The organism is Vibrio sp. QJM3NY_15, from assembly GCF_057785995.1.
On the sequence record NZ_CM173517.1, the window covers coordinates 2,423,065 to 2,443,723 of the forward strand.

At 43.3% G+C, this 20,659-nt stretch carries 18 protein-coding genes; 10 read left to right on the top strand and 8 right to left on the bottom strand.

Annotated elements, in window-relative coordinates:
* Positions 1-12: 12 nt before the first annotated feature.
* Both aroA and AC3CKG_RS10790 read right to left on the bottom strand, forming a co-directional pair.
* The gene (aroA, locus tag AC3CKG_RS10785; RefSeq protein ID WP_488528340.1) at positions 13-1,293 is read right to left on the bottom strand and encodes a 3-phosphoshikimate 1-carboxyvinyltransferase; all 1,281 of its coding nucleotides are present in this window, start codon (positions 1,291-1,293) and stop codon (positions 13-15) included.
* A 162-nt stretch (positions 1,294-1,455) separates the two neighbouring features.
* A complete protein-coding gene (locus AC3CKG_RS10790) occupies positions 1,456-1,911 on the bottom strand; it encodes an outer membrane lipoprotein (RefSeq protein WP_017105777.1) in 456 nt (151 codons plus the stop codon).
* A 53-nt stretch (positions 1,912-1,964) separates the two neighbouring features.
* Here AC3CKG_RS10790 and aat point away from each other — a divergent pair, with 53 nt between their 5' ends.
* The 3 genes from aat (at position 1,965) to infA (ending at position 3,673) form a co-directional block, all read left to right on the top strand.
* Positions 1,965-2,678 (top strand): leucyl/phenylalanyl-tRNA--protein transferase, encoded by a 714-nt coding sequence (gene aat, locus AC3CKG_RS10795; protein WP_488528341.1) that lies wholly within the window; start codon positions 1,965-1,967, stop codon positions 2,676-2,678.
* Positions 2,675-3,373 carry an arginyltransferase gene (locus tag AC3CKG_RS10800; RefSeq protein ID WP_029225783.1) on the top strand — a complete coding sequence of 233 codons (699 nt, stop codon included), beginning with the start codon at positions 2,675-2,677 and terminating at the stop codon, positions 3,371-3,373. The genes aat and AC3CKG_RS10800 overlap by 4 nt, the downstream gene beginning before the upstream one ends.
* Before the next feature lie 81 nt (positions 3,374-3,454).
* Positions 3,455-3,673 carry a translation initiation factor IF-1 gene (infA, locus tag AC3CKG_RS10805; protein ID WP_001040192.1) on the top strand — a complete coding sequence of 73 codons (219 nt, stop codon included), beginning with the start codon at positions 3,455-3,457 and terminating at the stop codon, positions 3,671-3,673.
* Between the two features lie 363 nt (positions 3,674-4,036).
* Here infA and clpA read toward each other — a convergent pair whose 3' ends face one another.
* Both clpA and clpS read right to left on the bottom strand, forming a co-directional pair.
* Complete coding sequence (clpA, locus tag AC3CKG_RS10810; protein WP_017105780.1) at positions 4,037-6,310, bottom strand: ATP-dependent Clp protease ATP-binding subunit ClpA; 2,274 nt, start codon at positions 6,308-6,310, stop codon at positions 4,037-4,039.
* Positions 6,311-6,349: 39 nt separating this feature from the next.
* Complete coding sequence (gene clpS, locus AC3CKG_RS10815; protein ID WP_017105781.1) at positions 6,350-6,670, bottom strand: ATP-dependent Clp protease adapter ClpS; 321 nt, start codon at positions 6,668-6,670, stop codon at positions 6,350-6,352.
* A 568-nt stretch (positions 6,671-7,238) separates the two neighbouring features.
* Here clpS and cspD point away from each other — a divergent pair.
* On the top strand, positions 7,239-7,460 hold the full coding sequence (gene cspD / locus AC3CKG_RS10820; protein ID WP_017105782.1) for a cold shock domain-containing protein CspD: 222 nt from the start codon (positions 7,239-7,241) through the stop codon (positions 7,458-7,460).
* A 322-nt stretch (positions 7,461-7,782) separates the two neighbouring features.
* Here the strand turns inward: cspD and AC3CKG_RS10825 are convergent, their stop codons facing one another.
* Positions 7,783-10,008 carry an NADP-dependent isocitrate dehydrogenase gene (locus AC3CKG_RS10825; RefSeq protein ID WP_488528342.1) on the bottom strand — a complete coding sequence of 742 codons (2,226 nt, stop codon included), beginning with the start codon at positions 10,006-10,008 and terminating at the stop codon, positions 7,783-7,785.
* A gap of 321 nt (positions 10,009-10,329) precedes the next feature.
* On the opposite strand from AC3CKG_RS10825, the gene AC3CKG_RS10830 reads away from it, so the two are divergent.
* Positions 10,330-11,058 carry a pseudouridine synthase gene (locus AC3CKG_RS10830; protein WP_488528343.1) on the top strand — a complete coding sequence of 243 codons (729 nt, stop codon included), beginning with the start codon at positions 10,330-10,332 and terminating at the stop codon, positions 11,056-11,058.
* Positions 11,059-11,133: 75 nt separating this feature from the next.
* Here AC3CKG_RS10830 and AC3CKG_RS10835 read toward each other — a convergent pair whose 3' ends face one another.
* Together AC3CKG_RS10835 and AC3CKG_RS10840 are read right to left on the bottom strand one after the other, a co-directional pair.
* Positions 11,134-11,781, bottom strand: a complete 648-nt coding sequence (locus tag AC3CKG_RS10835; RefSeq protein ID WP_488528344.1) for a DUF2057 family protein — start codon at positions 11,779-11,781, stop codon at positions 11,134-11,136.
* A gap of 73 nt (positions 11,782-11,854) precedes the next feature.
* On the bottom strand, positions 11,855-12,871 hold the full coding sequence (locus AC3CKG_RS10840; RefSeq protein WP_017111061.1) for a porin: 1,017 nt from the start codon (positions 12,869-12,871) through the stop codon (positions 11,855-11,857).
* A 514-nt stretch (positions 12,872-13,385) separates the two neighbouring features.
* Here AC3CKG_RS10840 and dinG point away from each other — a divergent pair.
* From dinG to AC3CKG_RS10865, 5 genes are all read left to right on the top strand, one after another.
* Positions 13,386-15,461: an ATP-dependent DNA helicase DinG gene (gene dinG / locus AC3CKG_RS10845; protein WP_488528345.1), complete on the top strand. Its 2,076-nt coding sequence runs from the start codon at positions 13,386-13,388 to the stop codon at positions 15,459-15,461.
* A gap of 128 nt (positions 15,462-15,589) precedes the next feature.
* Positions 15,590-16,369: a sulfite exporter TauE/SafE family protein gene (locus AC3CKG_RS10850; protein WP_017107249.1), complete on the top strand. Its 780-nt coding sequence runs from the start codon at positions 15,590-15,592 to the stop codon at positions 16,367-16,369.
* 22 nt (positions 16,370-16,391) lie between these two features.
* Positions 16,392-16,940, top strand: coding sequence for a primosomal replication protein (locus AC3CKG_RS10855; protein ID WP_488528346.1), 549 nt, complete (start codon positions 16,392-16,394; stop codon positions 16,938-16,940).
* Positions 16,930-17,100 carry a pleiotropic regulatory protein RsmS gene (gene rsmS / locus AC3CKG_RS10860; protein WP_017107250.1) on the top strand — a complete coding sequence of 57 codons (171 nt, stop codon included), beginning with the start codon at positions 16,930-16,932 and terminating at the stop codon, positions 17,098-17,100. The genes AC3CKG_RS10855 and rsmS overlap by 11 nt, the downstream gene beginning before the upstream one ends.
* Before the next feature lie 43 nt (positions 17,101-17,143).
* Positions 17,144-18,277 carry a ribosomal protein uL16 3-hydroxylase gene (locus tag AC3CKG_RS10865; protein ID WP_488528347.1) on the top strand — a complete coding sequence of 378 codons (1,134 nt, stop codon included), beginning with the start codon at positions 17,144-17,146 and terminating at the stop codon, positions 18,275-18,277.
* 140 nt (positions 18,278-18,417) lie between these two features.
* Here the strand turns inward: AC3CKG_RS10865 and AC3CKG_RS10870 are convergent, their stop codons facing one another.
* Positions 18,418-20,535 (bottom strand): methyl-accepting chemotaxis protein, encoded by a 2,118-nt coding sequence (locus tag AC3CKG_RS10870; protein ID WP_488528348.1) that lies wholly within the window; start codon positions 20,533-20,535, stop codon positions 18,418-18,420.
* Between the last annotated feature and the right edge of the window lie 124 nt (positions 20,536-20,659).

Here is a 20,659-nt window from a genome sequence, read left to right on the forward strand (position 1 = left end):
CACTCAGTATTTTTATTGACTCAGCATCTTCAGCTTGTCGAAGTAGTCAGGGAAAGTCTTTGAAGTACAACCTGGATCATTAATGGTCACAGGTGTATCACTCAACGCCACCAACGAGAAACACATCGCCATACGGTGATCATCATAGGTATCAATCGCCGCATGTGTCAGTTCAGCAACAGGGTTAACAATAATGTAATCTTCACCCTCTTCGACCTCTGCGCCAACTTTACGAAGCTCTGTCGCCATCGCCGCTAAGCGATCGGTCTCTTTAACACGCCAGTTGTAAACATTACGAATGGCCGTTGTACCTTTAGCAAACAAGGCTGTCGTTGCAATAGTCATCGCTGCGTCTGGAATATGGTTGTAATCCATATCAATGCCTTTTAGCTCGCCACAGCGAGAGATAACGTAGTCATCACCCCATTCAATTTCAGCACCCATTTTTTCAAGCGCATCAGCGAATTGGATATCACCTTGGATACTGTTTTTACCAATCCCCGTGACTTTAATTTCGCCGCCTTTAATCGCCGCAGCGGCAAGGAAGTAAGATGCCGATGACGCATCGCCTTCAACCAAGAAATCACCCGGTGCAGAGTACGATTGCCCCGTAGGAATTACGAACTCTTGATAATCGTTATTGATCACATCCACACCAAATTGTTTCATAATGTGTAGCGTGATATCGATGTAAGGTTTTGAAACTAATTCGCCATCAATTTTAATAGTCACTTCACCTTCAGCTAAAGGTGCAGCCATTAAAAATGCCGTCAAAAACTGACTAGAAATAGAACCATCAATAGAAACCGTACCACTCTTAAGGCCAGTACCCTTAATTTTTAACGGTGGGAAGTTTTCGTTTTCTAGATATTCTACATCGGCGCCTGCTGCTCGCAATGCGGTGACTAGATGACCAATTGGACGCTCTTTCATTCGAGGTTCGCCAGTCAGTACATATTCGCCATGGCCTAAGCATAATGCTGCGGCTAATGGACGCATCGCTGTGCCAGCGTTACCTAAGAAAAGTTCAAGAACTTGGTCGCTTGAGAATGCACCACCAACACCCGTTACTTCACAGATGGTTTTATCTGCAGACAATTGATAATCAACGCCCAACTGAGTCAAAGCATTCAGCATATGGCGGATATCATCACTGTCTAACAAATTGGTTAGGCGTGTTGTTCCCGTCGAAAGTGCCGCTAAAAGAAGTGCACGGTTAGATACACTTTTTGAACCAGGTAAGTTAACTTCCCCGCTCACTTTTTGAATTGGTTGTAACGTAAGGCTTTCCATTAAATCTTTTAGTCCTTGTACCACCCGAAGCCACTGGCGCGTATTTATTTTCGGGTGATGAATAATTCTTCGTACTTGCAGACTAACGAACTTTTCCGATGAACTCCAGAGCTAATCCCTCCGTTAAAGGCTATTAATTCGCCAACTAAACGTATTTACATACTAGTATGCTAGATCCACTCGCACGCCATCAGAAAAATATAGGATTCGCACGTCATCGCCACGATTAAACAACATAGAATTGTCGACATCTTGAATGATGTTGACCAGCTTATTGTCTTTAGTTTTGACCAACAACTCGACCAACTTGTATTCAACCCTATATTGGGTGTTACCTCGATTACGTGCAATGCCAGCCCCAGCAACAGCACCAACGGCCGTAGCCACCTCTTTACCCGTGCCACCACCGAATTGGTTACCGATCAAGCCACCAATCGCAGCACCTAATAAGGTTTCCCAACCATTCGCTTTCGATTCAACGATTTCCTGTTGCGTGATATATCTAACCGTATCAATTTCACCATAAACGACCTCGTTAACAGGGCGAGCTTCGTTCCGGTTGTAAGCTGCATTTGCCAACATGGGTAAAACAAGTAAAATCCAAAGCAACTTTTTCATGGTAAAACTCCTGAAGACCTCTTGGTCATTGATTAATCTGTAATGCGGTACTTATGACTATATACCTAACCGAGCTTGATACTACTAGTATAGAGTTTCCTTCGCCCTTTGAAGCCCTCGACGAACCGAATGGCTTGCTCGCCTTTGGGGGTGATTTGTCACCGATGCGAATTTTAAACGCTTATAGCCAAGGTATATTTCCATGGTATGGACCTGGGGAGCCTATACTTTGGTGGAGCCCTGCACCGCGAGCAGTATTTAATCCTAAGACATTCGAACCGTCAAAAAGTCTTAAAAAGTTTCAAAGAAAGCACAATTATCGAATCAGCATCAACCAAGCGACCGATAAAGTGATTGGTTACTGTTCATCGCTCAGACCTCAAGAAGAAACGTGGTTAAACGAAGACATGCAAACCGCTTACCGCGAATTGTCAGCATTAGGTTTTTGTCACTCGGTAGAGGTTTGGCAAGACGATGAGCTGATTGGAGGCCTATACGGCTTGCAGAGAGGTCAGGTATTTTGTGGTGAATCGATGTTTAGCTTGAAGACCAATGCCTCAAAAATTGCGCTATGGTATTTCTGCAGACACTTTAAGCAATTTGGAGGAAAGCTCATCGATTGCCAAGTCATGAATCCTCATTTGAACTCATTAGGCGCTATCGAAGTAGAAAGAGATGAGTTTCTTAGTGCTCTGAAAATACTCAAAGAAAGTCAACTTAACGATGGATGTTTTGAAGCACAATGGCTAGAGGGAATGCCTTCATGAGTTCAGATTTACAACAAATCAGAATTGGATTAACCGATAACCATGCTTGCAGCTATCTGCCACACCTCCAAGAACGTGTAGCAGTGACGCTCGATGAATTTATGCACACAGCAGATAACTACGAAGTACTGCTTGCGAATGGGTTTCGTCGCAGTGGCAGCACAATCTACAAACCGCATTGTGACAATTGCTCAGCTTGTCAGGCTATTCGCCTTTCCATCCCTGAAATAAAGTTTTCAAAAAGCCAGCGACGAATCCTGAACAAAGCCAAGTCATTCCACTGGGAATTTAAAGACACGATGGATGACAACTGGTTTGATTTATACAGCCGATACATTACAGCTCGTCATCAATCCGGAACCATGTATCCTCCAAAGAAGGAAGAGTTCCTACAGTTCTCCAAAAACGAGTGGCTTACTACGCAATACATGCACATCTACAATGAGAACCAGTTGGTCGGCATCGCTGTTACCGATGTTATGTCTCACTGCACCAGTGCGTTTTATACCTTCTTCGACCCTGACATCGATATCTCAATGGGAACCTTAGGTGTTTTGTTCCAGATTCAACACGCGCAAAAAGAGCAAAAACAATGGCTATATTTGGGTTATCAAATCGATGAATGTCCTGCTATGAACTATAAAGTACGATTTCAACGTCATCAAAGGCTAGTAAATCAACGGTGGCAAGGGTAGAATACGCGACAACTTTACATATTTTGATTTTAACGGCACAATCAAGCCGTTGAAAACCGCCAAGTTTCGAAAGAGGATTAGATGGCTAAAGAAGACGTAATCGAGATGCAAGGCACTGTCCTTGATACTCTACCAAACACGATGTTCCGTGTTGAGCTTGAAAATGGTCACGTAGTGACAGCACACATCTCTGGTAAAATGCGTAAGAACTACATCCGTATTCTTACTGGTGATAAAGTAACTGTTGAGATGACTCCATACGACCTTTCTAAAGGCCGCATCGTCTTCCGTGCTCGTTAATTTTTAATTATCGAATACGATAAAAAACGGAGCTCTATGCTCCGTTTTTTACCGCCTATACAAAAGCAAACAGATTAACTAATCGCTTTATAAGTCACTCTACTTCCTAAGGTAGCGTTCCTAACCCCGCATTACACCCAGCTAAAGCCTCACCCTTCAATGTTTAGCCCCAACTCTATACCGCCAAGTAAATACTCACTACTACGCTCTAGTTGTATCTACACGCATTCCTAGCTGTCTTTTCGAGCACGCAGATACAAAAAAACGCACAACCGAAGTCATGCGTTTTTATCAAAGTATTACGTTTAAGTGCGTCTAATCATCGTTAGTTACTAATAGTAGTTAACTGTGAGTCTCTAGCTCTTAGTGCATCACTTCTTCTTTGGCGCCTACGTAAACGAAATCCAGTTCATCTTTCTTCAGTGACACTTTCACAGTACCGCCGTCGACCAAACTACCGAACAACAATTCATTCGCAAGCGGCTTCTTAAGCTTCTCTTGAATAACTCGGCCCATAGGGCGTGCGCCCATAGTCTTGTCATAGCCTAGATGTGCCAACCAGTGACGTGCATCTTCCGAGACTTCTAAAGAGACACCACGCGCGTCCAGTTGAACCTGAAGCTCGACGATAAACTTGTCGACAACTTGGCTGATCACACTTGGGTCTAAACTGTTGAACCAAATGATATTATCAAGACGGTTACGGAACTCCGGAGTGAAGACTTTTTTAATCTCACCCATTGCATCTGGCGCATGATCTTGTTGGATCAGACCGATCGATTTCTTCTCGGTTTCCGCGACACCTGCGTTGGTTGTCATTACTAAAATCACATTACGGAAATCCGCTTTGCGACCGTTGTTGTCCGTCAAAGTACCGTTATCCATCACTTGTAATAACAAGTTAAAGATATCTGGGTGAGCCTTCTCGATCTCATCAAGTAACACAACAGAGTGCGGATTCTTGATGACTGCATCAGTGAGTAGTCCACCTTGATCGTATCCTACATAACCAGGAGGAGCACCGATCAGACGGCTCACAGAGTGACGTTCACCGTATTCAGACATATCAAAACGTAGCAGCTCAATACCCATCAGTTTAGAAAGCTGAACCGTCACCTCGGTTTTACCCACACCAGTCGGACCAGCAAATAGGAATGAACCAACAGGTTTATTGTCCGCACCCAACCCTGCACGAGTCAGCTTGATCGCTTCGCTCAATACATCGATCGCTGGATCTTGTCCGAATACCAACATTTTCATGCGATCATCCAGTTTCTGTAGCGTATCTTTGTCTGAAGATGATACTGACTTTTCAGGAATACGAGCCATTTTCGCAACCATCGACTCGATATCAGCCACGCTCACTGTCTTCTTACGTCGACTTGCTGGAGCTAAACGACTACGAGCACCCGCTTCATCAATAACGTCAATCGCCTTATCTGGAAGGTGACGTTCATTAATATACTTAGCAGACAACTCCACAGCGGCACGTAACGCTTTATTTGTGTAACGCACTTCGTGGTGAGCTTCGTATTTTGGCTTCAAGCCAATCAGAATCTTGGTCGTGTCATCAAGTGATGGTTCAACAATATCGATTTTTTGGAAGCGACGAGATAACGCACGTTCCTTCTCAAAAATACTGCTGTACTCTTGGTAAGTGGTTGAACCTATACAACGTAATTTACCACTGCTTAGTAGCGGTTTAATTAAGTTTGCAGCATCAACTTGGCCACCCGACGCAGCACCCGCACCAATGATGGTGTGAATTTCGTCGATGAACAAGATAGCGTCTTCTTCTTTTTCCAGTTGCTTAAGAATGGCTTTAAAGCGCTTCTCAAAGTCACCACGATATTTAGTACCTGCAAGCAGTGAACCAATATCTAAAGAGTAAATCACGCTGCTCTGAATGATTTCAGGCACCTGCCCTTCAACGATACGCCATGCAAGACCTTCTGCAATGGCCGTTTTACCTACACCCGCTTCACCCACTAACAGAGGGTTATTTTTACGACGACGACACAATACTTGAACTGTTCGCTCAAGCTCTTTGTCACGGCCGATGAGTGGGTCAATATTACCTTGCTTAGCCACTTCATTAAGATTGGTTGCAAAGTTTTCTAGGCGGTCTTCAGAATTTGCTTCTTCAGCATTTTCTGCACCACCGAATGAATCAGGCGATGAAGCACTGTCGCCTTCGTTGCTTGCTTTGGTAATGCCGTGCGAAATGAAGTTAACGATGTCTAAACGACTGATGTCGTTTTTCTTCAGTAGGTATGCCGCGTGAGATTCTTGCTCACTAAAAATAGCCACAAGCACGTTTGCACCTGTTACTTCACTACGACCTGAAGATTGGACATGAAAAACCGCGCGCTGAAGTACTCGTTGAAAGCTCAGTGTTGGCTGGGTTTCTCGAGTTTCATCGTTTTCAGGGATAAGCGGGGTTGTTTGATCAATAAAAATATCGAGCTCATTGCGAAGAGCATCGAGATCAGCCTGACAAGCTTGGAGCGCTTCCTTGGCCGCATCATTTTCTAATAATGCTAGTAGGAGGTGTTCGACAGTCATAAATTCATGTCGCTTGTCTCGCGCACGAGCAAATGCGCCATTTAAACTCGACTCTAATTCTTTATTTAGCATAAGTACCTCCTAAGGGAACAACAGTGTTGTTCGAGCAATTTATACTTGCTCCATTGTACATAGTAGCGGATGCTCATTTTCCTTTGAGTACATCCTTACCTGCGCTACCTTTGTTTCGGCTATTTCAGCACTGTATGTGCCGCAAATAGCTTTACCTTCATAATGAACCTTGAGCATCACTTCCGTTGCTTGTTCGATATCTAGTGAGAAAAACCGCTCGAGGATCTCGATGACAAAATCCATTGGCGTGTAATCATCGTTGTTCAACACAACGTTATACATAGCCGGTGGCTTTACTTTTGTTGCTTCTTTCTCCAGTAAATCTGAGCCTGGAGCTGCCCATTCGAAGTTTCTGCTCATATCAGCTTTGCTAAGGTTATTTTTCGGAATTCGTGAGTGCTTACTTAACTCAAATCTACCACATTCACGCTTTACGGTGTACTAAGAAACTGCACCAAGAAACAGTACCAAAAAATATTCCTCTATACTGAGCCTAATCCACCATTTCCATCGCTGCAAATAAAAGATCTCTATTAACAGAATTAACATATGTGATTGATTAAAAAGACACCATTACTATTGACGCTGACCATAAGATCACCACTAAGTTACTATTTAGTTAATAGTTTGTGGTTAACCTCGAATGTGATTTGTTATTAAAATTGATCACTTTTATACCAATTTACTATTGACTGCGCTCAATCATTAGCTACATTGGTGCTAAAAGGTTTTTCTTAAGCAACCTTAACAATAAGCAAAAAAATGCAACAACAAGGAATTATTACGCAAGGTAGCGTTAATTTCCGTAAGCAATGTACGAGATTCAAGTTATCAGCTGAAATCCGTTAGCTGGTAAGAATGATATCAATCGCACTTACGACAATTGATATAACAACGTTAGTAACAAAATGCATGAGGGATGTATAGCATGGCTACAGGTACAGTAAAATGGTTTAACAACGCCAAAGGGTTTGGCTTTATTTGTCCAGAAGGTGAAGACGGCGATATTTTTGCCCATTACTCCACAATACAGATGGATGGTTATCGAACCTTAAAAGCGGGTCAGCAAGTCGACTATGAAGTAGAAAGTGGACCTAAAGGCTCCCATGCCAGTTCCGTTGTTCCTGTCGAAGGCAGCGCCGCTAAATAGGCGATTGCCAAATCATGTGACCTCCATCAGCGTTAATTAACGGCTGACAGGTAAGCAGAATATTGAAACCGCTCATTTGATACCTTTAATAAAGGATTAAATGAGCGGTTTTTCGATCTGTGAGCTATAAAGTAGCTCACAGTACAATTCAAGGATGTTCGCCCTCAAGCTAGGTCTAGGTCTAGGAAAAATTATAAAAAAAGACGCTTTAACGTTATCGTTAAAGCGTCTTTCGTTTTGACTTAACCTATGACTTAACTGTCAGAGCAAGCGACTCGTTAGCAACCCATATCCATGACTTGCTAACGGTTAGTCCTAATCACTATGCGTCAATGAATGCGTTCAATGTAGCACTCGGGCGCATTAGCGTTGAAACTAGTGCATCATCAAGTAGGTAATAGCCCCCTAAATCACCAGCTGGACCTTGAGCGTTGTTTAGCTCAGCAACAATCGCTTCTTCGCTTTCAGCCAGTTGACTTGCAACACCTGCAAACTCAGCCGCTAGGTCAGCATCAACTGCTTGCTCAGCAAGCGCTTTAGCCCAGTATGTTGCTAGGTAGTAGTGGCTACCACGGTTATCAAGCTCACCTACTCGACGTGAAGGAGATTTGTTTTTATCTAGGAATTCACCGGTCGCTTTATCAAGCGCATCAGCGAGAACTTGTGCCTTAGCATTACCAGTTACTACGCTTAGGTGCTCTAGAGATGCCGCTAATGCCAAGAATTCACCTAAAGAATCCCAACGCAGATGGTTTTCTTTCTCTACTTGTTGCACGTGCTTAGGCGCTGAACCGCCAGCACCTGTTTCAAACAGACCGCCGCCATTCATTAGTGGAACAATCGACAGCATTTTAGCTGACGTACCAAGCTCTAGAATTGGGAACAAATCAGTTAGGTAATCACGTAATACGTTACCTGTAACAGAAATAGTATCTAGACCTTCTTTGATACGAACCAGAGAGTATTGAGTTGCTTCAAGTGGAGCAAGGATCTTAATTTCAAGACCATCTGTATCGTACTCAGGAAGATAAGCTTCTACTTTCTTAATAAGCTGAGCGTCGTGTGCTCGATCTGCATCTAGCCAGAATACCGCAGGAACACCCGAAGCACGTGCGCGAGTTACAGCAAGCTTAACCCAGTCTTGAATTGGTGCATCTTTAACCTGACACATACGGAAGATATCGCCTTCCTCTACGTCTTGCTCAAGAAGAACAGAACCAGAAGCGTCAACCACTTGAACCTGACCAGCAGCTTCTAGGATGAAAGTCTTGTCGTGTGAGCCGTACTCTTCCGCTTTTTGAGCCATCAGGCCAACGTTTGGTACGCTACCCATCGTTGTTGGATCGAAAGCGCCGTTCTCTTTACAGAAATCAATAACAGCTTGGTAGATGCTTGCGTAGCTGCGATCTGGGATCATAGCTTTAGTATCTTTTTGTTTACCTTCTGGATCCCACATTTGACCTGAAGAACGCAGCATTGCAGGCATAGATGCATCAACAATGATATCGCTTGGTACGTGTAGGTTGGTAATACCGCGGTCTGAATCTACCATCGCTAGTGGTGGTTGAGTCTCGTATACCGCTTGTAGGTCAGCTTCGATCGCTTCTTTCTGATCTTGAGGAAGCGCAGCTATTTTTGCGTATACATCGCCGATGCCGTTGTTAACATCAACACCGATTTCTTCGAATAGTTCACCGTGTTTAGCGAATACGTCTTTGTAGTAAACCTTAACCGCGTGACCAAAGATCACAGGGTCAGATACTTTCATCATCGTCGCTTTCATGTGAAGAGAAAGCAGTACACCTTGCTCTTTAGCCGATGCGATCTCTTTTTCAAAGAATGCAACCAAAGCAGCTTTGTTCATTACAGAAGCATCGATGATCTCTTTATCTTGCAGTGCAAAAACAGGCTTCAGTGTTTTCTTCGCGCCATCTTTGCCTACGAATTCAATGCTCACTTCTGTAGCACCTTCAATCGTTACTGACTTTTCGCTACCGAAGAAGTCTTTGTCGTCCATACTTGAAACGTGCGACTTAGAATCTGCAGACCATGCACCCATTGAGTGTGGATTTTTCTTCGCGTAATTCTTAACAGAAAGTGGAGCACGACGATCCGAGTTACCTTCACGTAGCACAGGGTTTACTGCACTGCCTTTGATTTTGTCGTAAGTCGCTTTAACGGCTTTCTCTTCGTCAGTATTTGCTTCTTCTGGATAATTAGGAAGTGCGTAACCTTTTGACTGAAGTTCTTTGATCGTTGCTTGAAGTTGAGGTACAGATGCAGAGATGTTTGGAAGCTTGATAATGTTCGCTTCTGGTGTCTTAGCCAATTCACCTAGTTCTGCTAGTGCATCACCAATACGTTGCTCTTCGTTCAAATAGTCAGGGAAGTTGGCAATAATGCGCCCTGCAAGTGAAATGTCGCGAGTATCAACGTTAATACCAGAAGAAGCTGTAAAAGATTGAATGATTGGCAGCAGAGAGTAAGTTGCTAGCGCCGGAGCTTCGTCTGTAATGGTATAGATGATCGTTGGTTTTTCAGTAGGCATGAAATTTCCCTATAGTTCTTACAAGCTCATTTAAAGTAGTGAGCATGTTATAAATTGACCAGTAAGCCACTCAAAGAGTGAAAACTGCTTACTCGATAGTCGTACTCTATCTTATTTTTCATACAATCTTGATGACAGCATGAACCAAATCCGTGAGTGCGTTGTTATAATAAAACACGAAGGTATAATTAAACAAATCAGGCTTAAGAGTCCATCAACTTGTTCTATTTTGTGTCTTTTAGGCGCGCAAATGATAGCTCAATTCCGTTTCAGTGAAAACTTTTCAGCACACTTCGTTTACATTTTTTCAAGGTAGTTAACATGTCTACTCGCTCTCGAGGCGCATCTAGCTCAGACAAACCAGCTCGTTCTGGTACCACATTAAAACAAAACGGTAATAGACCGAGCCGCGGCAGTGATAAAAATAACACTGGCAATTCGCACAAGAAACCGCACTCAAGTAAACACCGATACAAAGGCAAGCCTACTAGCGCAAAACCCAAGGTATCACTTGAAGATCGCAAAGTAATCTTATTCAACAAGCCTTTCGATACCCTCAGTCAATTCACTGACGGTGAAGGCAGGAAAACACTGGCTGATTTTATTCCTGTTAAAGATATTTATGCTGCCGGACGACTCGACCGTGACAGCGAAGGTTTAATGGTATTGACCAACGATGGCATCTTCCAAGCCAAATTAACTCAACCAAACTCAAAGTCACCGAAGACTTACTGGGTGCAGGTTGAAGGCGCACCTTCTGAGGAAGATTTAGATAAATTGAGGAAAGGCGTGGAGCTAAAAGACGGCATGACACTGCCTGCTCAAATTGAAGTGATGTCTGAACCTGTTGTGTGGGAAAGAACCCCTCCAGTGCGTTTCAGAGCCGCAATACCAACAACATGGTTAGCCATTACTATCATTGAAGGACGTAACCGTCAGGTAAGACGAATGACAGCAAATATCGGTTTCCCTACCCTGCGTCTTATCCGCTATTCGATGGGCAATATGAACGTGGGTCAGCTTCAACCGGGTGAGTGGAAAGAGATCTAGTAAATAATTAGTAGAAATGAAAAAGCGAGGTGCCTGTAATAAACAGGGACACCTCGCTTTAAAAACTTGGTTGTTTTACTTTTGGTCAATTAACCACTTTTGAAACGCTTTACGTTCTTCTTCATTTGCTCTTGAATACCACAGCTTAAGTTGAAGGGTATTTTCTGATTCTTGCACAGTGCTGCCGGCAGCGACCGTCGATCCAACTACTGCACCAGTTTGTACCGCCGCTAGTTCTTCTTTCAACGACCGAATCTTTCCTGAATCAAAAACTAAGCCTCTTTCTTGATTGTAGTCTTTTACCAACTGAGGGATATCACCGTATGGTAATGCACCTTGAGCTGGAGGTAAGACTTCTTGTTCCACTTCTACATCATCACCATTTATAGCAACCTTAAAAATTGGTTGCCCTTTATCTACATTTTTTTCAACATTACCAAATTTTCGACTCTTAAGGTCAATATCTATCTCTGAACCTTCGGGAGCATCAATAACCATGATATATGGTACTGTGCTGATAAATTCTCTCTTACCTTTATCACTCAGATAGCCGGTATAGTCCACCACAAGTTGATTTTCACCTGATGTGAACACTGCATCTTTTATGCTTTTTATCTGCTCACCATTGAGAGTGTTCAACGTAACCCCAGAACCTAGCTCAAGCCCAGCAGTTGCATATGGAGCAGAGAACAGACAGATAAAACTCAAATACCACTTGTTCATGTACAATTCCTTATCGATAAATGTAAAAAAGCCAGCATAGTGCTGGCTTTTATATAGCATAGTTAACTACAGATTAGAATGTGTAGTAAACACCAGCAGTTACGCCGTCAGCATCTAGGTCTGCGCCGCCATCAACTTCGAAATCTGCAGTTTGGTATTCTGCGAAGAATAGGATGTTGTTACGGAATGCGTAATCAGCACCAACTACTAGGTTAGTTGAATCAACATCAGCGATTGATGATACAACGCCAGTTGCTGATACACGTTCGTCTGTAGTTGCTACTGCGTAAGTAGTGTATAGACGAACTGCGTCTAGTTGGTAAGCAGCAGCAACACCCATAGTTTCGCCATTACCGTAACCAGAAGCTAGGTCCCAGTAACCGTAACCTTGGTTGCCTTCGTACTGTGCATAAGTAGCAGCTAGGTATAGACCACCAAATTCAGCAGAAGCAGAAACACCTGTTAGTAGGTAATCTACGTTTTCAGCTGCATCACCAGCGATGTAAGAAGCACCGATAGAGAAGTTGCTGAATGCGTAATCTGCAGAGATACCGTAAGTGTTATCAACACCATCTGTAGCTTCAGTATTAATGTCAGCTACAACTGTAAAACCTTCAACGAACTGGCCTTTGAATACAGCACCGTGACCAGAAGACTCTTTGTGGTGACCACCGGTAGAGCCCATGTAGTTACCTTCGTTTGTGATATCGTCTTTCTGGATAGCGTCAGCAGATTCTGCTAGGTCGCCAGTCTCACCGAAAGCCATACCCCAAGTATCAGTTTTAAAACCAGCTAGAACGTCATCGAACTTAGCATTGCTGCCGTCAGATTCGATTTCGAAAGATGCAAATGCTGTGAACTGGTCGTTTAGCTTCTGTTCAGCGTCTAATTGGATTTTAGCCCAAGTAGAAACGTCAGCGTCTTTCTTCTCAGAACCAACACCAGAAACATTGTCAACTTCAGATTGAGTCAGGTAGATATCTACCTCGCCTTTTAGGCCAACTTTAGTATCGTCGTTAGAGTAAATTTCTGCTGCGTTAACAGAAGTTGCTGTAGCTGCGATAGCTAGCGCTAATAGAGTCTTTTTCATAATAAATCCACTGCCTTTTCTAAGAATGGGAGATCCTTGCCCGGTTCCCTTTTATTTTTTATGACTGGTCATTACCACTCTTTGTTGGTTAATCACCGTCACTAAATTTCGAGGTCTAGATTGCAAAAGATTATCCTGCGTGTCAAATAAACTAAAAACAGACCTAAAAAAAACACAAGAACATAAAAATCAAACACTTACATTTTTTTTCATCATTTTACGAGCAACTTATCCTTAGTTTTATCAGGAAATATAATAATCCTAAAAAAGAACAGTACAGAACTTAACACCAAAAACACGATAAGAAACAACCAAAAATCAGAATTTAACACCTGTAGCTAAGTCTTTTTTAATATTTATATTTCGCAAGATAAATAAAATCGTTAAGTTCCTGATGGTTCAGTTTTTTTTTGTGAACGAGATCTACCTTTGATTCAAAAGCAAGCTATTTTGCCGTAAATGTACCGGCTAGTGATATGTGCTACTATCCTCGCTCCGTTACGTAGGTCACAGTATGCTAACTACTAAAATTCAAAAATCCATTCGCACCAGTTATCAAAACCTCCAAGATCAGTTGGACAACTTTGTACCTAGACGTGCTCAAAATTACCTTGTTGCCGAAATTGCGAAGACACTTTGTGGTCAATACCATAAAAGTAATCGCATGATCGTAGCTGAAGCAGGAACAGGGATCGGAAAATCACTCGCCTATCTCATGGCAACGATTCCTGTCGCTGTGCTCAATAATCGAAAAATCGTCATTTCAACAGCGACGGTTGCGCTTCAAGAACAGCTCGTAAATAAAGATCTCCCTCTATATAGAAGACTTACTGATAGAGAGTTCTCTTTTATACTCGCCAAAGGTAGACAGCGTTATTGTTGTACCGAGAAGTTAGCCGCCGCTTGTGGAGTTGATGGTGGGCAAATGGCGATATTCGACTCTAAGCCAAAGAAGAAAGACATCGAACAGCTTCAAACCATGTATCGTAGTTTGGCTCAAGGCAAATGGGACGGGGATCGTGACTCATGGCCTAAACCAATCGACAATATGATTTGGCAAATGATCGTGAGCGATAAGCACAGCTGTAACAACAGTATGCCGACTCATCGAGATTGTCCTTTCCAGAAAGCACGCTCGGAGCTGGATAAAGTCGATGTGATTATTGCCAATCACAGTTTGGTTATGGCTGATGCAGACCTTGGCGGCGGTGTGATACTTCCAGAACCAGAAAATAGCATCTATATATTCGATGAGGCTCACCACTTACCACACGTAGCGAGAGATCACTCTTCTGCAGCGGCGAGCTTAAAAGGCGCCGCTTCATGGTTAGAGCGTTTGAATCAATCCATCACAAAGCTTTCGGGCTTGGCGGATGAAAAGCGAGTGGGTCGATTCAGAAATGAATTACAAGATTCTGTTCAACAGCTAATTCCGACTCTGACTCAAATGAGCAAACAATTTGATGCTAGCCACTTTGAAGACGGCCTGTATCGTTTCGAGCACGGCGACTTACCAGAATGGTTGGAAAACGAATCCAAAGATCTGAAACAGTTGACTCAAAAAACAAGCCAAGCCGTAGCCAAAATCGCCGACCTTATCGCAGAGCGTGTAAAAGATGGAGAGCTTTCGGCAAAGCTAGCAGAACCAGCTCTGGCCGAAATAGGCTTCTATATACAAAGAACAGAAAATCTAGCTCAAGTTTGGCGTTTAATGGCTGAACCTAAACGCGAAAAAGGTGCGCCTTTGGCACGTTGGCTTGAATTGAGCAAAGAAAGCGAAGGGGACTTTGTTGTCAATGTCTCTCCGTTAGAAGTTGGTTGGCAGTTAGACCAGCAGATTTGGAGTCGCTGTGTCGGTGCTGTGCTCGTTTCAGCGACAATGAGAGCGCTTAACTCCTTCAGTTTTTTCTGTCATCAAGCCGGTATCAGCCAGAAAGAAGAGGATGGAGTACAGTTTTTAGCATTGGCATCACCATTCGATTACCAAAACCAAGCAGAGTTGATCGTTCCAGCGATGAAGTACGAGCCACAGGCGCCTCAGTTTACTGAATATCTTATTGAAATTTTGCCTAAGGTAATAGAAGACAACAAAGCCAATCTCGTTCTATTCTCTTCTTACTGGCAAATGAACAAAGTTGCCGAAGCTTTGGCAACAGATTTCGTTAAAAAGTCATGGGCTTTACAGGTTCAAGGTGATACTTCACGTACTGAAATCCTAAAAAAACATAAAAAGCTAATAGATCAAGGTAAAACAAGCGTTCTATTTGGAACTGGCAGCTTTTCTGAGGGTCTTGATTTACCAGGTGAGCTACTTGAAAATCTGGTCATCACCAAGATTCCATTCGGAGTACCAACCTCACCAGTTGAACGAGCACACTCTGAATATATCGAATCAAGAGGCGGTAATCCCTTCATGCAGATTACCGTTCCAGAAGCGAGTAAAAAGCTTATTCAATCTGTCGGACGGTTACTGCGTAAAGAAAGAGATTCTGGTAAAGTCACGATCCTTGATCGGCGCATAGTGACAAAGCGTTACGGGAAATCCTTACTCGACTCGTTACCGCCTTTTAAAAGAACAATAAAATACTAATTTAGCCATCTTATCGGTGGCTTCGGGTCTACCATCGCTTGACCTTTGCATTCACAATTGTGCATGACTAACCCAAAGGTTACTCATGCTGCTGCCCTACCAGCACATAACGAGAACAATAGCTATTTATGGAAATGATTGAACCAACCATGTTGGTTGTACTTGCTTTGGTTGCATTTGCAGCCGGCTTTATTGATGCTGTGGCTGGCGGAGGCGGAATGCTAACCGTCCCTGCTTTGTTATCACTAGGGTTGCCGCCACACATTGCACTTGGTACAAATAAACTTGCTGCGACCTTCGCTTCATCAACGGCCGCTGTCACTTATTATCGTAAAAAGCTATTTAAACCTGAATGTTGGATAAATGCATTCATCGCGACATTAATTGGTGCAACCATAGGTACTTTAGCGGTCGATGCGATTAGCACGGAGTGGTTAGAGAAAGTGCTGCCATTGGTCATTCTTGCTGCTGCGGTCTATACCATTTTCCACAAGACTCCGGATGTCAGCCACAATGTGTCTCCTAAGCCTTGCCCCGTTCTTAAGAAAAAACAAAAGTACCAAGGGTTCATACTGGGGTTTTATGATGGTGTTGCAGGCCCAGGTACTGGCGCTTTTTGGACAGTTAGCTCTATGGCTCTCTATCGTCTAAATATCTTACTTGCTTCTGGCCTATCAAAAGCAATGAACTTCACCAGTAACTTCACCTCTCTAGTTACTTTTGCAATTCTAGGGCATATCGATTGGGTACTTGGTTTAACCATGGGTGTATGCTTAATGGCAGGTGCATTCGTAGGGGCACACTCAGCCATTCGTTTTGGCGCTACTTTTATAAGGCCTGTGTTTGTAACCGTTGTTAGCGTTCTTGCGATTAAACTGGCTTACGAAGCGTGGTTTGTAAACTTATAGCCACCAGCATTCGGGAAGAGACATGAATCATTTTTCAAAACTTAAAAGTGTCCTTGATACCTTGATTGGCCATTGCTCTCAAGTTGATAAATCGAGGGGCGCTTACCATCAAGCGTTATTCGACAGAACCTTGTTTAAATGTAGCGCGTCTATTTTACTTCCCTACGCAATGGAAGCTCAGACAACCTACCGCACCATATTAAGAGAGCAAGCCAATAATCAGCTCACGGCATCTCGAGCGACTTACCTGACCGAAAAGCTAACCAATCAGATAGCGGCTGTCCAAAGAGAGTTAGCTAATCATGATTTAAGATTAGATCGAAAAAGTAAGTCGGGGAAAAGTCTCAATGACTTGTATAACGAACTCGCTCAGCACCAAGATTGGCAAAAGCGATTGGTCGATTTAGTACGAATACGAAAGTTAGCGTTTGATTCTGCGCCTCGCCACAGCAAGAAAAAAGCGGACGAGGCTTGGCAATTAGCAAAAGAACGGTTAGAACGCTGCAAAGACTCCATGAAAAATATTGAAAGATTGATCAACTTAGAGAACCCTAAGCGAAATGAGCACTGATAACTCACCATCCCCACTGGACAACGCCCCAGAAGAAGTTAAGTTAGCTGTCGACCTGATCTACCTGCTCGAAAGCAACGAAATCGACCCAAAAGTAGCGTTAGAGGCAATTAAAATTGTCCAACAAGATTTACAAGCCAAACTAGCATCTAGCATCTAGCATCTAGCATCTAGCATCTAGCATAAATATAGACAGGATTCACATGTACCAACTTAGCTTTTCTATGCCCGAGTTTCTTGAAAACTACTGGCATAAAAAACCAACCATCTTAAAAGGTGGATTCCAAAACTTCGTCGACCCTATTTCACCAGAAGAACTTGCTGGTTTATCGATGGAAGAAGAAGTGGATTCTCGCTTTATATCTAACCTTGATAATAAATGGGAAGCAGAACACGGCCCTTTCTCTGAAGATAAGTTCGGTGAACTCACTGAAACTCATTGGCAACTAGTCGTGCAAGCAGCAAACCATTGGCACCAAGGCGCTAACCAGCTGACTGAAGCTTTTCAACAATTGCCAAACTGGTTATTCGACGATCTGATGATCTGCTACTCAGCACCTCAAGGTGGCGTAGGCCCACATATCGATCAATACGATGTGTTCATCATCCAAGGTCAAGGTAAGCGACAATGGAAGGTTGGAGCAAAAGACGTAGGTCAGTACCAAGAAACCATTCAAGCTTCTGCTCTTCGTCAAATTGAAGGCTTTGATCCAATCATTGATGAGATTTTAGAACCTGGTGATATTCTTTACATCCCGCCAGGTTTTCCTCATGAAGGCACAACCTTAGAACCTTCAATGAGCTACTCTATTGGTTACCGTTCGCCAAAAGAACAAGAGCTAATCAGCAACTTTGCGGATTTTGTACTAGCGCATGATATGGGTGACGTTCACCTGCATGATCCTAAATTCAAATCTCAAGATAACTACGGCAAGATTCGCGCGTCTGATTTGAATAACCTAACGGAGATGTTGATGTCAGCGCTTGAAGAGCCTGAAACCATCAAAGACTTCATGGGCTGCCTGTTAAGCCAATCACGCCACCAGCTTGATATCGTTGCGCCTGAGCCTCTATGGACAGCAGAAGAGATCGCTCAACACCTAGAGTCAGAAGGTGAGATCCACCGTGTGTCTGGCTTAAAAGCGCTCTACCACGAGAATGAAAGCAACACGGCTTACATCAATGGGGAAGTGGTCAAGGTTGAAGAAGCGGATTCATCACTACTAAACGTACTTTGTGACGACGAGGTGATTAATTCAACAACCAATCTTTCTCCTTCAGGTGTAACCGTCGTGACGGAATTGGTGAATAAAGGTTACTGGTTTATCGAAGACTAACTTCGTTAATCGGTTTCGATGAATATCATCGAGATCTAAGGCCTTAGAACCTAAGAAAAACAAAAGGGACAAATGAAATCTTCATTTGTCCCTTTTTCTATTCAACAGCCAACTAAGCTTAAAAGCGATACCGTGAACAACTAAACCTTAAACTGATTCACCAGCTTTTTCTGCTGCTGAGACAATTGGTCAATTTCACTTCCCACTTGCTCAGACGCCGCCGCTTGCTCCAGAATCTTCGCGCTTAAATCACGTATGTTAACCACACTTTGATTCACTTCACCGGAAACGGATTGCTGCTCTTCAGCGGCTCGAACGATCTGACTGTTCATATCACTGATCGCCTCAATAGAAGTAAATATCGAACCTAGATCTTCAACCGCTTTCTGAACGTGTAGTGCTGTATCGTTCGCCAGTATGTTGCCTTCTTGTATCGCTTCAACAACATCTTGTGTTCCAGCATGAACCTTATCGATCACCGCTCTAATCTCACCAACTGAGGACTGTGTACGACTTGCTAGGTTTCTAACTTCATCAGCAACCACAGCAAAACCTCGACCTTGTTCCCCTGCCCTCGCGGCTTCAATAGCAGCATTCAAGGCTAGCAAGTTGGTTTGCTCAGAGATCCCCTCAATAACACTTAAGATCTCAGTAATATTGCCGTTATTCTTCGCCAGTTCTTCCACAATCGGAACAGCGCTCGACATACGATCCACCAACTTCCTCATTTCACCCGCTGAAAGTTCGATAACCTCTTGTCCTTGTTGAGCCGAACGGTTCGCTTCACAAGCAGCATCCACCGCTATTTCTGCATTTTGCACCACTAAGCCCGAAGTTTGAGTCATCTCTTCGGCAGCGGTAGCCACTAGATCCACTTCTTTGAATTGAGATTCACTGCTTTCACGCGTACTCGACGCAGACGACTTGGCCTGACTGGTTGTATTCGCGACTTGCTCTGTGGTTTGAATGACTTCTTTGATCGTATGTTGAAGTTTATCTAGGAATTGGTTGAAACCTTTCGATAATTGACCAATCTCATCTTGCGATTTAACTTCTAATCGCTGAGTAAGGTCTCCTTCACCAGAAGCTATGTCATTAAGTCTCTCAACAACTTGTCGAATAGGCCTAACGATAGACAGTGAAGCAAAGGCGATGATTGCCAGCCCGAAAACAATGAAAATGATACCAGCGATCACTTCCGTCTGAATGCCTTCGCTCAACTTAGCGCTGATAATAGAATCGAGTCGACTTGCATCAGCAACCACACTCTCTCTAGGGATCTCAAACAGCACACCCCAAGTTTGATTAGCAGCGATAACAGGAGCAAATGCGAGTAACCACTCACCGTTCCCACTCCACTGAGTCGTCACTTCACCTCCAAAGATAAAGTCGGTCATCAAATCGCTGTTTGTATTGTCACTTTGAAAGCTTGAACCAACTGCAATACTTGAGTCATCAGAAGCGATGACCGAACCGTCTAGGCTAACCACATAAACGGCACCTGCGCCATCAAACAAGCTTTGATCAGATTGAGTTACCACATTGGTTAAGCCGTCGAGTCTTAAGTCGATACCTAAGAAACCAATCGCCATATCATCGACTAAAATAGGTACAGAGATTGAAGACGTAAGTAATGCTTTACCACCACTATTTACTACTCGCGGAGTACTGATACAGGTTTGCCCTGAAGACAGAGGACAATAAAAACGTTCACTATTACTATCATCGCTTAATATCGATTCTGAAAGCACATTCGACAGAACATTCTCACCGTTATCGGCGACCTTCCAGTAAGGCGCAAAGCGACCTTTTTCGTTAGATCCAACATAATCAGCATCGACATAGTTCGCATCTTCACCATCGAGTAAATCTGGCTTAAAGACTAAGTACGCCCCTTGGATCGAATCAAAGTTTAAAACTGAGCGACGTACCATTTCATCTAATGCAGTACGAAGTTCTTCACTTGGCGTAAAGTTCTCATCCGCATTGTTTTTTAGAAACTGAGCACTAGAAGCCAGCATTTCTGCGCGGTAGATGGCTTCATCGACATAGCGTTGAGTTTCTTGAGCATTGAGCTGAGAAACAGACGCGAGCAATTGCTGAGTTTTATTGATAACTGATTCTGAACTTTGAGATTTGATGACTTGTTGATTACTCGTCGCGTTGTAGATCGAGAAACCAATAAGAGACAGTGAAGTAATGATTAGGCAACATCCTGCTAAGAGGGTGATTTTCCACTGTACCGATAGAGAGCGCATTTAATATCCTTATTTAAGCCAAAAGACTTCCATGACCGTCACTATCACATTGATGCTCCATTCCAGTGCTCAATGTAAATAAATGAGATGAATAGCTTAGCCGATGATTACATCACAAATTGCA

Coding starts and splice junctions, on each gene's coding strand:
- aroA (WP_488528340.1), bottom strand. CDS start 1,293: ATGGAAAGCCTTACGTTACAACCAATTCAAAAAGTGAGCGGGGAAGTT.
- AC3CKG_RS10790 (WP_017105777.1), bottom strand. CDS start 1,911: ATGAAAAAGTTGCTTTGGATTTTACTTGTTTTACCCATGTTGGCAAAT.
- aat (WP_488528341.1), top strand. CDS start 1,965: ATGACTATATACCTAACCGAGCTTGATACTACTAGTATAGAGTTTCCT.
- AC3CKG_RS10800 (WP_029225783.1), top strand. CDS start 2,675: ATGAGTTCAGATTTACAACAAATCAGAATTGGATTAACCGATAACCAT.
- infA (WP_001040192.1), top strand. CDS start 3,455: ATGGCTAAAGAAGACGTAATCGAGATGCAAGGCACTGTCCTTGATACT.
- clpA (WP_017105780.1), bottom strand. CDS start 6,310: ATGCTAAATAAAGAATTAGAGTCGAGTTTAAATGGCGCATTTGCTCGT.
- clpS (WP_017105781.1), bottom strand. CDS start 6,670: ATGAGCAGAAACTTCGAATGGGCAGCTCCAGGCTCAGATTTACTGGAG.
- cspD (WP_017105782.1), top strand. CDS start 7,239: ATGGCTACAGGTACAGTAAAATGGTTTAACAACGCCAAAGGGTTTGGC.
- AC3CKG_RS10825 (WP_488528342.1), bottom strand. CDS start 10,008: ATGCCTACTGAAAAACCAACGATCATCTATACCATTACAGACGAAGCT.
- AC3CKG_RS10830 (WP_488528343.1), top strand. CDS start 10,330: ATGTCTACTCGCTCTCGAGGCGCATCTAGCTCAGACAAACCAGCTCGT.
- AC3CKG_RS10835 (WP_488528344.1), bottom strand. CDS start 11,781: ATGAACAAGTGGTATTTGAGTTTTATCTGTCTGTTCTCTGCTCCATAT.
- AC3CKG_RS10840 (WP_017111061.1), bottom strand. CDS start 12,871: ATGAAAAAGACTCTATTAGCGCTAGCTATCGCAGCTACAGCAACTTCT.
- dinG (WP_488528345.1), top strand. CDS start 13,386: ATGCTAACTACTAAAATTCAAAAATCCATTCGCACCAGTTATCAAAAC.
- AC3CKG_RS10850 (WP_017107249.1), top strand. CDS start 15,590: ATGGAAATGATTGAACCAACCATGTTGGTTGTACTTGCTTTGGTTGCA.
- AC3CKG_RS10855 (WP_488528346.1), top strand. CDS start 16,392: ATGAATCATTTTTCAAAACTTAAAAGTGTCCTTGATACCTTGATTGGC.
- rsmS (WP_017107250.1), top strand. CDS start 16,930: ATGAGCACTGATAACTCACCATCCCCACTGGACAACGCCCCAGAAGAA.
- AC3CKG_RS10865 (WP_488528347.1), top strand. CDS start 17,144: ATGTACCAACTTAGCTTTTCTATGCCCGAGTTTCTTGAAAACTACTGG.
- AC3CKG_RS10870 (WP_488528348.1), bottom strand. CDS start 20,535: ATGCGCTCTCTATCGGTACAGTGGAAAATCACCCTCTTAGCAGGATGT.